Origin of the sequence: Mariprofundus sp. NF (assembly GCF_013387455.1) — a bacterium.
In the GTDB taxonomy this organism is placed as follows: domain Bacteria; phylum Pseudomonadota; class Zetaproteobacteria; order Mariprofundales; family Mariprofundaceae; genus Mariprofundus.
In genome coordinates this window covers 89,654-102,097 of record NZ_VWNC01000002.1, presented here as the reverse complement: position 1 = coordinate 102,097, position 12,444 = coordinate 89,654, and the positions used below count along the sequence as shown (strand labels likewise).

Annotated in this window: 16 protein-coding genes; 13 read left to right on the top strand and 3 right to left on the bottom strand. The window is 51.4% G+C overall.

Annotated elements, in window-relative coordinates; all coding sequences use genetic code 11:
• Positions 1-187: 187 nt before the first annotated feature.
• From F3F96_RS03325 to F3F96_RS03310, 4 genes are all read left to right on the top strand, one after another.
• The gene (locus F3F96_RS03325; protein WP_176961843.1) at positions 188-430 is read left to right on the top strand and encodes an AtpZ/AtpI family protein; all 243 of its coding nucleotides are present in this window, start codon (positions 188-190) and stop codon (positions 428-430) included.
• A 7-nt stretch (positions 431-437) separates the two neighbouring features.
• Entirely contained in the window at positions 438-1,163 is a 726-nt protein-coding gene (locus F3F96_RS03320) for a F0F1 ATP synthase subunit A (protein ID WP_206675267.1), read from the top strand.
• 48 nt (positions 1,164-1,211) lie between these two features.
• The gene (atpE, locus tag F3F96_RS03315; protein WP_176961841.1) at positions 1,212-1,439 is read left to right on the top strand and encodes an ATP synthase F0 subunit C; all 228 of its coding nucleotides are present in this window, start codon (positions 1,212-1,214) and stop codon (positions 1,437-1,439) included.
• Positions 1,440-1,524: 85 nt separating this feature from the next.
• Entirely contained in the window at positions 1,525-2,040 is a 516-nt protein-coding gene (locus tag F3F96_RS03310; RefSeq protein ID WP_176961840.1) for an ATP synthase F0 subunit B, read from the top strand.
• Here F3F96_RS03310 and F3F96_RS03305 read toward each other — a convergent pair.
• A complete protein-coding gene (locus F3F96_RS03305) occupies positions 2,037-2,396 on the bottom strand; it encodes a hypothetical protein (protein ID WP_176961839.1) in 360 nt (119 codons plus the stop codon). The two genes, F3F96_RS03310 and F3F96_RS03305, sit on opposite strands and share 4 nt — an antisense overlap.
• Complete coding sequence (locus tag F3F96_RS03300) at positions 2,389-3,408, bottom strand: zinc-dependent alcohol dehydrogenase family protein (protein WP_176961838.1); 1,020 nt, start codon at positions 3,406-3,408, stop codon at positions 2,389-2,391. Before F3F96_RS03300 ends, F3F96_RS03305 begins: the two co-directional genes overlap by 8 nt.
• A 135-nt stretch (positions 3,409-3,543) precedes the next feature.
• Here F3F96_RS03300 and cimA point away from each other — a divergent pair, with 135 nt between their 5' ends.
• Together cimA and F3F96_RS03290 are read left to right on the top strand one after the other, a co-directional pair.
• A complete protein-coding gene (gene cimA / locus F3F96_RS03295) occupies positions 3,544-5,157 on the top strand; it encodes a citramalate synthase (protein ID WP_176961837.1) in 1,614 nt (537 codons plus the stop codon).
• On the top strand, positions 5,148-5,480 hold the full coding sequence (locus F3F96_RS03290) for a 4a-hydroxytetrahydrobiopterin dehydratase (protein WP_370465490.1): 333 nt from the start codon (positions 5,148-5,150) through the stop codon (positions 5,478-5,480). Before cimA ends, F3F96_RS03290 begins: the two co-directional genes overlap by 10 nt.
• A gap of 71 nt (positions 5,481-5,551) precedes the next feature.
• On the opposite strand, the gene F3F96_RS03285 is transcribed toward F3F96_RS03290, so the two are convergent.
• Positions 5,552-7,903: a penicillin-binding protein 1A gene (locus F3F96_RS03285; protein WP_241697634.1), complete on the bottom strand. Its 2,352-nt coding sequence runs from the start codon at positions 7,901-7,903 to the stop codon at positions 5,552-5,554.
• A gap of 40 nt (positions 7,904-7,943) precedes the next feature.
• Here F3F96_RS03285 and F3F96_RS03280 point away from each other — a divergent pair, with 40 nt between their 5' ends.
• The 7 genes from F3F96_RS03280 (at position 7,944) to F3F96_RS03250 (ending at position 12,394) form a co-directional block, all read left to right on the top strand.
• On the top strand, positions 7,944-8,450 hold the full coding sequence (locus tag F3F96_RS03280) for a GspH/FimT family pseudopilin (RefSeq protein ID WP_241697633.1): 507 nt from the start codon (positions 7,944-7,946) through the stop codon (positions 8,448-8,450).
• Between the two features lie 11 nt (positions 8,451-8,461).
• Positions 8,462-8,971: a prepilin-type N-terminal cleavage/methylation domain-containing protein gene (locus F3F96_RS03275; RefSeq protein ID WP_176961835.1), complete on the top strand. Its 510-nt coding sequence runs from the start codon at positions 8,462-8,464 to the stop codon at positions 8,969-8,971.
• Positions 8,968-9,525, top strand: a complete 558-nt coding sequence (locus F3F96_RS03270) for a PilW family protein (RefSeq protein WP_176961834.1) — start codon at positions 8,968-8,970, stop codon at positions 9,523-9,525. Before F3F96_RS03275 ends, F3F96_RS03270 begins: the two co-directional genes overlap by 4 nt.
• A 76-nt stretch (positions 9,526-9,601) precedes the next feature.
• Positions 9,602-10,510: a hypothetical protein gene (locus F3F96_RS03265; RefSeq protein WP_206675266.1), complete on the top strand. Its 909-nt coding sequence runs from the start codon at positions 9,602-9,604 to the stop codon at positions 10,508-10,510.
• 113 nt (positions 10,511-10,623) lie between these two features.
• Entirely contained in the window at positions 10,624-11,091 is a 468-nt protein-coding gene (locus tag F3F96_RS03260) for a hypothetical protein (protein ID WP_176961832.1), read from the top strand.
• A gap of 231 nt (positions 11,092-11,322) precedes the next feature.
• Positions 11,323-11,943 carry a hypothetical protein gene (locus tag F3F96_RS03255; protein WP_176961831.1) on the top strand — a complete coding sequence of 207 codons (621 nt, stop codon included), beginning with the start codon at positions 11,323-11,325 and terminating at the stop codon, positions 11,941-11,943.
• A 76-nt stretch (positions 11,944-12,019) separates the two neighbouring features.
• Positions 12,020-12,394 (top strand): hypothetical protein, encoded by a 375-nt coding sequence (locus F3F96_RS03250; protein WP_176961830.1) that lies wholly within the window; start codon positions 12,020-12,022, stop codon positions 12,392-12,394.
• The last annotated feature ends 50 nt before the right edge of the window (positions 12,395-12,444 follow it).

Below are 12,444 nucleotides of genomic sequence, written 5' to 3'. Positions count from 1 at the left end.
CCCTCCTTGCAACACCATTAATAGACGATTGGGCGGAGAATAGATTACAGATCAGTTGATATTTCTCTACCTCCACTTCTGATATGGGCACAAGAATTGCTCGTAATACGGATGTGGCACTTATCGTTTTGATCGGGTTTGTGTTACACTAGCACTGTCGCACAGGGATATATGATGAGGAAAAAATATGCCTAAGCTGAAACAGGAAGAGCATCACCACGGTCATCAGTGGGGATTGAGAGTAGGAACCGAAATCGTTGCCTCAACGATGATCGGTTTAGGCATCGGTTTTTTTCTTGATCGCTGGCTGGATACGCGTCCGATATTTCTTATCGTGTTTGCCATCTTTGGCTTAGCTGCTGGTTTTATTAATCTCTATCAGTTGATGGTGGTTGATCTGCAGAAGAAGAACGAGCCTAAAGAGCCCTGATATGGATATGAGCGGGCCACTTGAGCATTTCAGGGTGATCATCTACCACGATCTTCACATCGGGCCTTTAGATCTATCGATCTCCAATACCGCTGTCTATATGTGGGTGGCAGTCACCGTGATTGTGGTCGGACTGCATCTGATGCTGCGTCGCCCGCAACTGGTGCCCGGCATGGGACAGCTGATTGCTGAGCTGCTTTACGGTTTTGTGGCGCGTCAGACCCGCTTGAATATTCATGGTGAAGGCGAGAGGTATATCCCGCTGATGTTTACCCTCTTCACCTTTATCCTCGGCTGTAATCTGGTTGGCCTGATTCCTGGGGCATTTACCCCGACTTCACAGTTGGCGGTTACCGGTACTCTGGCAGTGGGTATCTTTCTCTATGCTGCGGGGTTGCGTTTTTATCGCCATGGCTGGGGTTTCTTTCACGCTTTTGCTCCGCAAGGCGTGCCGAAAATCATGTTGCCGTTGATGGTGCCCATTGAGATGCTCTCCTTTCTTGCCCGCCCGGTCACGTTGGCTTTGAGGTTGTTTGCCAATATGACCGCAGGGCATATGGCACTGGGTGTGCTAGCAGTATTAGGCCTTGCAGCGCCATGGTTTCTGCAGTGGTTGCCGCTTGGTTTTACCGTGATTCAGATTGGTCTGGAGGTGATTATTGCCTTTATTCAGGCCTATATCTTCGTTGTGCTTTCATGTGTCTATATTGATGATGCACTGGTGGATCATTGAGTTATACTCTAATCTAACAATAGAGTCTCAATGCAATAGGAGGAAGAGATGGATGTAGCAGCAATGGTTCCAATTGGTATGGGTTTAGCTGCCCTGGGCATGGCCGGAGCTGCCATTGGCATCGGCATGATCTTCAGTAAGATGATCGAAGCGGTTGCCAGGCAACCTGAAGCTGAACCAACATTGGCAAAATATGCATGGATCGGTTTTGCTCTGGTTGAAACCATTGCGCTCTATGCGCTGGTTATTGCCTTTATCATTATGGGACAAAGTTAGCGCTGGTTTTGACTCGCTAGTTGCTCTCCCTCACTATTGGGCGACAGATTCAACTGTCGCACTATTTTTTTAAACAGGAAGCTTCATGCCACAATTTGATACTACATTTTTCTCTTCACAGATTTTCTGGACGATCATCTCTTTTGTTGTGCTCTATGTTGTGCTGGGCCGCTGGATACTGCCGCGCATCGCCGCGAATCTTCAGCAGCGCACCAACCTGATTAAGGCTGAGATCGAAGATGCGCGTCAACAGCGCGAAGAGGTTGAGGAGATTAAACTCGATTACGCAGAGAAGCTCTCCCATATCGATGACGAGGCGAAAAAGCTGTTTGATGAGTCAGAGAAGCGGATTGTTGAGCGGCGCGGGCAGTTGATGGATGAGTGGAAAGAGGAGATGGAGCGTAAAACACGCGACTTTCACGATGAGGCCGAGGCGGCACGTCTGAAGGCGATCAGCGATATCCGTGCCCAGTCAGCCGATCTTGTTATTGATGCGGCTGAGAAGGTGATTCATCAGCGCATCGATAACCGGGAAGCACAGATCGCCCTGGAAGAGGCGATTGAAGAGTTAGAGAAGCCGTCGTCTAAAAAAGCAGATTAACTCTCGTCCAGGTACATCGGTTTGTTATCCATCAGTGCCAGCCAGCCTTTGGCGATGCGATAGATCACCCAGACAGCGGTACCCATCAGAATAAAATAACCGATGCCCATAATCAGGGTGATAATGCCAAAGACCACCCATAGCGCGCCAAACCAGAAGGTTCTGATCTGCCAGCGGAAATGGGATGCCACCCATGTGTTTTCAACATCACTCTTTTTAACATAATTTACCACGGCTGCCGCGATGAAGGTGACAGCCAGTAGAAAAGCCACGGCTTGTAGTGCATAGACAATGGTTGCACTGCGTTTGGCCGATGCGATGGCCGGGTCATCTACGATTTCTGCCTGATTACTCATCTGTTTCACCATCCATCTGCTGAATTTCCAGTACCACTTTACCGCTCATGCCACCTGCTTCAACCAAGCGGTGCGCATCAGCTGCCAGCTCCAGAGGCAAGGTCTCGGAGACAAAGATTGAGAGCTGCTGCTGATCAAAGAACTGGCCGCACTGCTCAAGGATATCACTGTGATGTTCTGCCGCTTCATCCAGACCGAGCAGCATCGGGGTGAGCATCAGCTCCTGAGAGACACGAATGTTGCGCAGACGAATGGTTTTCCAGTCGGTATCAGCAGGCACCTGCAGGATGGTGACGATATCGCCATAGACTCTGGTGGCAGCAACAAGCTGGTTGAAGGCATCGCCACCCACGGTATCAAATGCGACATCCACGCCTACATTGTCTGTCCAGGCCAGCAGCGCTTCGCTGACATTTTCGCTGCGGTAGTTGATCGCCAGATCTGCACCGAGCTGTTTGACCAGATCGGCTTTCTCATCGGAGCTGACCGTGGTTGCGACCTGACAGCCAGCCAGTTTGGCCAGCTGGATGGCGACATGACCAACGCCACCAGCACCGGCATGAATGAACACCTTCTGGCCTGAGTTGATGCGGGCGCGATCAAAGAGTGCTTCCCATGCGGTGATCAGCACCAGTGGTGCAGCGGCGGCATCGATAAAGTCGAGGCAGTCAGGTTTCATCGCTGCATAGGTTTCGGGAACAGCAATATATTCGGCGTAGTTGCCCGCCTTCTGACCAAGGCCTCCATAGCAGTAGTAGACCGGGTCACCCGGTTCAAAGCGGGTCACATCGGCACCCACCGCTTCAACGATGCCGGCACCATCACAGCCGAGAATGGCAGGCAGCCCTTCGGCAATGAAGAGGCCATTGCTGCGTACTTTGGTGTCGACCGGATTAATGCCGGCAGCCACGATCTGGACCAGGATCTCATTGGCAGCGCATGCCGGTTTTTCAGCTTCGCCTACCAGCAATTGATCCGCATTGCCCGCTTCCTGCATTAACACTGCCCGCATGATTTCTCTCCTCTCCGGTGGTGATCTGTGATGTACAAATTCCAGCATAGTTCATTGAATATGGAAAGCCACTGACATTTGATCGCAGCAGGTCTAAAATTGCGCGCTCCTCCATTGCAGGCAAAGGCACTCTACATGAAAGCTACTCAGCAGGTTGAACTCTTCGACACTACACTTCGCGACGGCGCCCAGACTGCGGGCATCTCTTTTTCCGTTGAGGATAAGATGCGCATTGCCAATCGTCTTGCCGAATTCGGCATGGACTGGATTGAAGGCGGCTGGCCCGGTGCCAGTCCCAAGGATGATCTCTTCTTTGAACAGATGCGGAAGCGAGACTGGCCCAACAGTTCACTGGTGGCATTCGGTTCGACAGCGCGTCCCGGTCATGCTGCAGAAAAAGATCGCGGGTTGAATAATCTTGTGGCATCGGGTGCTGATGCAGCCTGTATCTTCGGTAAAAGTTGGGATATCCATGCCACAAAAGCGCTCGGCATTTCACTGCAGGAGAATCTGGAGCTGGTTTCAGGCTCCGTTGCCTACCTGAAACAGCACCTCGGCGTGGTAATGTTTGATGCTGAACACTTCTTCGACGGTTATGCAGCCAATCCGGAATACGCCATGCAGGTACTGCAGGCTGCTGCCGATGGTGGAGCGGATGCTCTGGTTCTCTGTGATACCAATGGCGGCTCAGTCTCATCTCGTGTTTTTGATGTCGTGAGAGAGGTTGTGGCCCGTTTCCCCGATACCACTGTTGGTATCCACGCCCATAACGACAGTGAGCTGGGCGTATCCAATGCGATTGCTGCTGTGCAGGCGGGGGCCAGACAGGTGCAGGGAACCATTAACGGTATTGGCGAACGCTGTGGCAATACTAACCTGATTTCGGTGATTCCCATTTTGAAACTTAAACTGAATATCGATTGTGATGTCTCCGATGATGAACTGAAACAGCTTTTTTCGCTCTCCAGTTTTGTTAATGAGATGGCCAATCGTCTACCATGGAAACATCAACCGTTTATTGGCCAGAATGCCTTTGCCCACAAGGGTGGCATCCATGTCTCGGCGATCCGCAAGCAGAGCAGTCTCTATGAACATATTGATCCGGGAGTGGTGGGCAATGAGCAGCGTGTATTGGTCTCCGATCAGGCCGGACGCAGTAATATCCTGAGTAAAATGCAGATGCTTGAGCCGGAGGCGGGGCTTGCGGCCGATGATCCCGGCGTGGCCGAAGCGGTGAAACGCATTAAAGAGTTGGAGGCGGCCGGTTACGCCTTTGAGGGTGCCGATGCCTCATTTCAGTTGCTGCTGCGCCGTGCGATGGGTCGCTTTAAGCGCCATTTCGAGCTGGTGCGTTTTCGTGTTTATGACGAGAAACGGGGACACCATGACGTGCCTGAGGCGGAGGCTACCGTGCAGGTGCGTGTGGGTGGCAAACTGGTGCATGCAGCAGCTCTTGGTAACGGCCCGGTCAATGCCATGGATAAAGCGCTGAGGGCAGCACTGGTTGATGCCTATCCGGGGCTCTGCTCCATGCAGTTAAGTGACTTTAAGGTGCGCGTACTTTCGACCCGGCAGGCTACCGGGGCGATGGTGCGTGTGTTGATCGAATCGAGTGATGGCCATCGTAAGTGGAGTACCGTTGGTGTCTCTACCGATGTGCTGGAAGCGGCCTACCGGGCGCTTAATGATGCCATTGAGTACAAACTGGTGATTGATCAGGTGCCGCCGCCTGATGAGACGTGCGCTTGAGCCAACTGCAGGATAAGCGCTGCGTCCCCTGTCAGGGTGGCATAGCCCCTATGGGCAGAGAAGCGGCCGAGCAGTTGCTGATCGATGTTCCCGGCTGGCAGCTCTCTGATGATGCCAGGCAGTTGCGCCGCTCCTTCACATTTAAAAGTTTTGTCGATGCGCAGCTGTTTGCAGTTACGGTTGGCGAAGTCTCAGAGGAAGAGGGACATCACCCTGACATTGCTTATGGTTGGGGGTATTGCACGATCACCTTTTACACCCATAAAATCGGCGGTCTGCATGAGAATGATTTTATCATGGCAGCGAAGGTGAATCGGATTTAATTTAAGAGCTATCGCGCAACGGGATTGCCGTTACTTGCTGGTGAATTGCCTGGAGTGTGAGGGGTGAGGGGTTAGAGGCCCAGACCGAAGAAACCGGTATCCTCTTTGGGCGGCTGATTCTGATCTGCATCACTCCCCTCTAACGCAGGTGTCTCTTCAGTTGGCGCAGTGCCGCTACGGAAGGCTTCCAGAAACACCTCTTCACTATCAGGGCCGGGCAGTAGTCCGGTTTTATCATCAATGACAACCCACTCAATACCTTCAGGTGGCGTGAAGTCCACGACGGGACGCCCTTTGTGGAAGGCCTGCATCGATTCCAACCATGTTGGCAGGGCGGCTCTGGCGCCGGTTTCACTACGGCCCATCGGCGTTGGTGTATCGCGTCCTGACCAGACGCCGGTAAGTACCTGTGGTGTATAACCCATAAACCAGGCATCAACCTGTTTGTTGGTGGTGCCGGTTTTGCCTGCGGCCGGACGGTTGAGGGCGCGGGCACGGCGGCCTGTGCCGCGTTCGACAACACCTTTCATGATGTTGGTGATCAGGAAACTATCAACAGGATCGAGTACGCGCTGGGCAGGGCGCATGCTGTCGCTGGCCGACATAACCGGATCAACATGGCAGACCTGACAGCGATTGCCTGACACAGATCGGTGCAGGGTATTGCCGGTGCGATCCTGCACCTGCTGAATGGAGACGGGTGTCCACTTCTGACCCTGATCGGCCATGACGGTGTAGGAGTTGGTGAGAGCTTCAAGGGAGACCTCGGTTGCACCGAGTGCCAGTGCCAGCTGGGGCGGGAACTTTCGCTCCAGCGGGTAGAGTTCGAGATCATTAAGAAAACGTCTGATACCGACATTCTGCAACACCTTGATCGAGGCGAGATTGCGCGAATGCTCCAGTGCATTGCGCAGTGGAACAGGGCCGGCAAACTTGTCTTTATAGTTTTCAGGACGCCAGAAATCATCACTGGTACTGCTGTCGAACACCACAGGTGTATCCATGACAATGGTGGCAGGGGTTGAGCCGCTGGTCAGGGCTGAGGTGTAGAGGAGCGGTTTGAATGCACTGCCCGGCTGGCGCATCGCCTGATGCACGCGATCAAAGCCGGCTGTCTGGTAATCATAACCGCCAACACGTGCCAGCACCGTGCCGCGTTCCATGTCGATGGCGTAGAGGGAGGATTCAATCGATGGCTCCTGCGCAAGACGAACGCCTTGCTTGGCTGTCCCCTGCAATCGGATCTCATCGCCCTTGATCCATCTGCGGGGGTGTTTTTGCAGTTCAGCCAGTTGCTCTTCAGTTGCACCCTCTTTTTTGTATTCAGAAATCGGCTTCCAGCCCCAGCCAGGTTTACTTAGCTTCCAAAGGTTTCTGCCATCATTAACAGTCAAATCACCATTGCGCGCTACCTTGGTTACCAGTGCCGGAATGATCTCATCTGTGGCCGGAGCAACAGGTTTGCCCTCGCGGACTTTCTTCCAACTCTCCAGCAGTGCCATCCAGGTTTCGGAAGGGTGGTTGACCGGGTAGCGGTAGTGTTGGCGCTGTTCGATATCGAGCACACCGTGACGCACTGCGCGGATGGCTGCATTCTGTGCTATCGGATCAAACGGTACGATAATCGTCAGCCCCTGCCTGCGCAGGGTTTTCAATCCGAAACGTTCAGTCAGCTGACGCACGACCAGATCGGCATAAGCGTCATTGAGTTTTGGCGCTTCCAGATCAGTAACGATCATCGGCTCGCGCGTTGCCATTTCAACTTCGATCTGGCTGGCAAAGCCGCTGTTCTGCATCAGGTGCAACACAGTATTGCGTCGTTGCGTCGCTTTTTCAGGATTGATGTGCGGTGCATATCTACCCGGAGATTTCGGCATACCGGCAATGGTGGCACACTCAGCCAGTGTCAATTCATTCAGCGGTTTGTGAAAGTAGCGCCATGCAGCAGATGCGACACCATAAGAGCCGCGTCCGAGATAGATCTGATTCAGATAGAGGTAGAGGATATCATCTTTGGAGAACGATTTTTCAATACGATAGGCGAGGATCGCTTCACGGATTTTGCGGGTGTAGGAGCGCTCTGAGGTGAGCAGGAAGTTTTTTGCCACCTGCTGGGTAATGGTTGAGCCGCCCTGCACAGTGTGGCCTGCACGCAAATTAGCCAGTGCCGCGGAGAGGATGCGGGCAGGATTGATGCCGGGATGTTCGTAAAACTGCTGGTCTTCAGCGGCAAGGAATGCCTGAGTGAGCATCTTCGGAATCTGATTAAATGGCGTCAGGATACGGTGTTCGTCGGCATATTCGGCGATCAGTTCACCGTCACTGTTATAAACACGGGATACCAGTGGTGGCTGGTAGTCGGAGAGTGCGGTAAGTTTAGGCAGGTTGCTGGAGAAGAGAAGATAACCTATTGTGATGCCCATCACAGCTAGCAGGCTCAAGGAGATAAGGATTTTCGCGATAATGGATAGGATGCGCATTGACCCGAATTCAAGCGGAAGCACACGGCTCAGGCAAGCCGGAGTTTTTACGCCTCTCTCTTGCTCGTCAAAACAGCGCGGTTTCACGCTGATCGAAGTGATGATTGTCGTTGTCATTATTGGCGTGATGAGCACGATTGCGATCCCCGCCTTTTCCGAATGGCGAGACAGGCAGGCAGTTCGCAGTGCAACTCAAACATTGATGTCCCATCTGAAACAGGCGCGGGTGACCGCTATCGCGGAGAACAGGAGTGTGACAATTGATTTCACCTCAACCACGGCTTACACCTACGACACTGGCGCTTGTGGCACCTGCCGGAACCTTCAGATGGATTTAACTCAGTTTGGCTCCGCGGCTTTTACAGCGGTTCCGACTGATCGGACATTTAACAGTCGGGGAACCGTGAATTTTGGTAATATGACTCTTCAGGCTGGTGCTCAGAGCAATCAAATTACTATTAATATAGTCGGCAGGGCATACTTCCAATGATATTGAATAGCATGCATTCTGAGCGAGGTTTTACACTGATTGAGATCTTGGTGGCGCTGGTCATTGTCTCAGTTGGCGTGCTGGCACTCGGTGGCTTCGGTATCTCCATTATGGGTAGCGGCCAGGTTTCACGGGAGCGACTGACAGCGGTACATCTGGCTGAGCAGGTTCTGGAGTTCTGGCAGAATGACGCGAATGATCGGCCACCAAGTATTGCCGTCGGCACTTGTGGGTTGACTACTCTGGGAGCCGACCCGGCAGGGTATCCGGTAACCGTTAGCTGTACGCCGGATGCAGGTATTGGCATAAGCTACACCATAGTAGTAAACAGATCCGTTGCTCAGGCACCCTTGCCGTCACTTCCAAACAATAGCTTTGCAGGTATTAACAATAATGGTGCTGTGGGTGTAAGGGATATGGTTGGTACTATTACCCCGTGGACAAAGGTGGTGACCGTGTCGTGGTTGAATAAGGGCAACTCACGATCCGTATTCCTTACCCATATGACGAAGATGCCATGATAAGTGATCGCGTGGATATGACCTTGTCTGATGAAGCAGGATTTACCCTGATTGAGATGATGATCGGCATGGCGATGGGGCTGATCATACTGGCCGGTTTAACCATGATGTTTGTTTCCATGAACGATGCTTCGCGAGCCGTAACCTCAAGGGGGGAGCGCATGGCTGATCTCTATCTTGTATCCCATCTGATGCAGGCGGAGCTGAGGGGTGGTCAGGATATCTGCTGGGATGGCACGAACAATCAGATTATCTATCAACCACTGGATAGCGTGGTTGCTCTGGGTACCTGTGACACGGTGGACGCAACCAACGGCGCTTTCCGTATGAATGCTGCCAATGTTGGAGGAGGCAAGCCAACGCCCTATATCTGCTGGGATCAGCCGAATATCGCCGGTGGTTGTCAGGAACTGATCCGGGACATGAGTGCAACCGGACTAACCGCTTCCAGTGCCACCGGGATCTGGGTTGTGACACTGGTTGCCGAGTATCTTAATGAGAACAAACAGACCAGAGAGTTGAGCCTGCAGTTCAATACATGGCCGAGGAACTAATATGATCTCCACAGTGAATCATCAGAAGGGCTTTGTTCTCATTACTTCCCTGATCATGTTGAGTCTGCTGACACTCATGTCTTTGGCAATGTTCTTTACCGGCCGCACAGCAACGCAGACCAGCTCTTCTGCGCAGAGCTCAACTGAAGCCTACTATTATGCGGAAACGGCGATTAACTATATCAACTGGGCATTTCATAATGATGCAGATTTTGACAACTTTCCGTATACAGCTGGAAGTTACAGGCATGCAGCATTTGGTGACCCAACACCTCCTGCAGCCGACACTGCCGGTGATATGAGTGAGATGAATGCTTACCTCTCCGATCCCGGGCCAACAGCAATCAGTGATACAGCTGCAGCAGGCTTGGCTGGCCAGGTTGTCTATTTTGACAACACCCCTTTGGCAAATCGCGCCATCTGTTTCAACTCTGAACCTGATCCCGGAGCAGGGGTGGCTCTAACCTATCCCAATTGCATTAATGTGCAGCTGGCCCCCACAGATAACAGGCTCATTGCAGCACAGCCCACGATGTTTAATATCAGTACGCTTTTGCCGCGTTATATCAAGCTGGAGATCGCTGACAATGGCACAATTACAGCATCGATACCACAGCTGCCACACCGGAGTCCGACCACTACCACCGTTGGTCCGATTGTTGGTGAAGATATCCCCAATAATGGCGCTATTGTCTGGCTTACGGCAGCTGATAAAACTGAAATTGATTCAGATATTGAAATATTTCCACTACAACCGGGGGCAACTGAATCGGCAGTGGATGCTTGCACAGCACTTGGTGCAGGCTGCCCGTGTGATGGATCGCCATCGACTGCTAATTCGAGGGCCTGTGATGCCAATTCAGGACTCTGGCTCGATGGCCAGGTTGTCGCTGGTGCGTGGGATCCACCATACAGGGTGGCAGCTTATGCCATCGGTTACGTGAATGGTGCACCAACCCATCTGATTCGTGCGATTATCTATTAAATCTTATTCTTGCTGAAAGTGTGGTTGCGTCATTCTGCCGCAATTTGATTGTGGTTAAATTTGACGGCAGAACAAAAACAGAGATAATCGCTTTTTTTCGAGGTGACAGGTTTATGAAAAAGACAATTCTATATAGTGCATTTGCTGCGCTCTTCATGCTGACTGGATTTAGTGTTCAGAGTGGAACTGTGACGTTTGATATCCCAGTTGCAGCTGCCGGCGATGATGACAGCAAGTCAAAATCCAAGAGCGATGATGACGATAAGTCAAAGTCCAAGAGTGATGATGACGATAAGTCAAAGTCCAAGAGTGATGATGACGATAAGTCAAAGTCCAAGAGTGATGATGACGATAAGTCAAAGTCCAAGAGTGATGATGACGATGAAACTTTTGATATTAGCAGTGGCGATGACGACAGCACTTCACAGGCCAGTAGTGACGATGACGATGCGGTCGCATCGACTGGTAGTTGTGAGTGCCCTCCAGGTATTTCAGCATGTACATGTGCTGATGGTCTTCCCGGAACTGGTTCGGTGCTTAGCCCTACTGCAGCAGGCCCAACGCACCACCGCGCATATTAATCCGTAGAGGAACTCTAAATTCCAAGCCGGCATCTCTATGGGATGTCGGCTTTTATTATTTAAGTTGTTCCGAATTTGACCGATATTTACTCTGATAGTAGTGAAAGTTACGCCTGTGATGTTTCAGGAAAAAAGTTGAAAATGTGATCTGCGTCGCATTATTGGGCAGTTATCGGATTGATAGTGTGTCCAATGGCGGAGTAGCCATTTAGAGATTGAGAGGAGAAGGATATGAAAAACAGTGTATTGGTTATTTTCTTTGCAGCACTGCTGACGTTTGCGTTCAGTAGTGAGACAGGAACGTTTAGTTTTGATGTTCCATCTGCAGATGCGAAATCGGACAGTAAGTCCAAGTCGGATAGCAAGTCCAAGTCTAAAGACAGCAAGTCTAAAGACAGCAAGTCCAAAGACAGCAAGTCCAAAGACAGTAAGTCCAAAGACAGTAAGTCCAAAGACAGTAAGTCCAAAGACAGTAAGTCCAAAGACAGTAAGTCCAAAGACAGTAAGTCCAAAGACAGTAAGTCCAAAGACAGTGGTTCTAAAGACAGCAAGTCCAAAGAGGACAGTGGTTCTAAAGATAAAGAGGATAAAGAGACCATCTGTCACTACCCTCCAGGTAACCCTGAGAATATGCAGACGCTCTCTGTTGGTGAATCAGCTGTAGCTGCACATATGGCGCATGGCGACTCCATGGGTGAATGTGTTGATCCTGATGCGGGCGGTGGCGCTCCAAGTTGTGTGTGCCCTCCAGGCGTGAGTTCATGTGTTTGTGCTGATGGTACACCAGGCGGTACCGGTGGTTCGGTTTCTCCATCATCTTCATCATCGCATCGCGAAGTTATGGGCCAGTAAGGCTCTATTGATAAGCAGATCAACGGCGCCTTTCCTTGCATGAGGAGAGGCGCCGTTTTTATTCATGGAGTGAGATATGAAGCATAATCTATTGGTCACTGTTTTTTCAGTCATGTTGATGTTTGCTTTTGGCGCTCAGGCAGGTGTTTTTTCTGATGATGTGTCGGCAGCATATTCGAAAAAAGATAACTTAGAAGATAGTAGGTCAAACGCAGATAAAAAACGTGAGAAGGGGTCAGAAGACAGCGAGTCGTCAGATGATAATAAAGTAACCTTGTGCCATGCCCCTCCGGGCAGTCCGGAAAATCTGCAGACCCTCTCTGTTGCTGAGGGGGCTGTTGCGGCTCACCTTGCCCATGGTGATCTTCTGGGCGCTTGTCCTGTCGTGGAACCGCCTGATAGTGTGAAACCTGCAAGGGGTAATTCGCAGCGAACTATTTATGGGCAGTAGTGTTTAAATTATGATGCGAATGGCGCCTGATAGATGGGCGCCATTTTTGT

Coding starts and splice junctions, on each gene's coding strand:
- F3F96_RS03325 (WP_176961843.1), top strand. CDS start 188: ATGCCTAAGCTGAAACAGGAAGAGCATCACCACGGTCATCAGTGGGGA.
- F3F96_RS03320 (WP_206675267.1), top strand. CDS start 438: ATGAGCGGGCCACTTGAGCATTTCAGGGTGATCATCTACCACGATCTT.
- atpE (WP_176961841.1), top strand. CDS start 1,212: ATGGATGTAGCAGCAATGGTTCCAATTGGTATGGGTTTAGCTGCCCTG.
- F3F96_RS03310 (WP_176961840.1), top strand. CDS start 1,525: ATGCCACAATTTGATACTACATTTTTCTCTTCACAGATTTTCTGGACG.
- F3F96_RS03305 (WP_176961839.1), bottom strand. CDS start 2,396: ATGAGTAATCAGGCAGAAATCGTAGATGACCCGGCCATCGCATCGGCC.
- F3F96_RS03300 (WP_176961838.1), bottom strand. CDS start 3,408: ATGCGGGCAGTGTTAATGCAGGAAGCGGGCAATGCGGATCAATTGCTG.
- cimA (WP_176961837.1), top strand. CDS start 3,544: ATGAAAGCTACTCAGCAGGTTGAACTCTTCGACACTACACTTCGCGAC.
- F3F96_RS03285 (WP_241697634.1), bottom strand. CDS start 7,903: ATGGGCATCACAATAGGTTATCTTCTCTTCTCCAGCAACCTGCCTAAA.
- F3F96_RS03280 (WP_241697633.1), top strand. CDS start 7,944: ATGGATAGGATGCGCATTGACCCGAATTCAAGCGGAAGCACACGGCTC.
- F3F96_RS03275 (WP_176961835.1), top strand. CDS start 8,462: ATGCATTCTGAGCGAGGTTTTACACTGATTGAGATCTTGGTGGCGCTG.
- F3F96_RS03270 (WP_176961834.1), top strand. CDS start 8,968: ATGATAAGTGATCGCGTGGATATGACCTTGTCTGATGAAGCAGGATTT.
- F3F96_RS03265 (WP_206675266.1), top strand. CDS start 9,602: ATGTCTTTGGCAATGTTCTTTACCGGCCGCACAGCAACGCAGACCAGC.
- F3F96_RS03260 (WP_176961832.1), top strand. CDS start 10,624: ATGAAAAAGACAATTCTATATAGTGCATTTGCTGCGCTCTTCATGCTG.
- F3F96_RS03255 (WP_176961831.1), top strand. CDS start 11,323: ATGAAAAACAGTGTATTGGTTATTTTCTTTGCAGCACTGCTGACGTTT.
- F3F96_RS03250 (WP_176961830.1), top strand. CDS start 12,020: ATGAAGCATAATCTATTGGTCACTGTTTTTTCAGTCATGTTGATGTTT.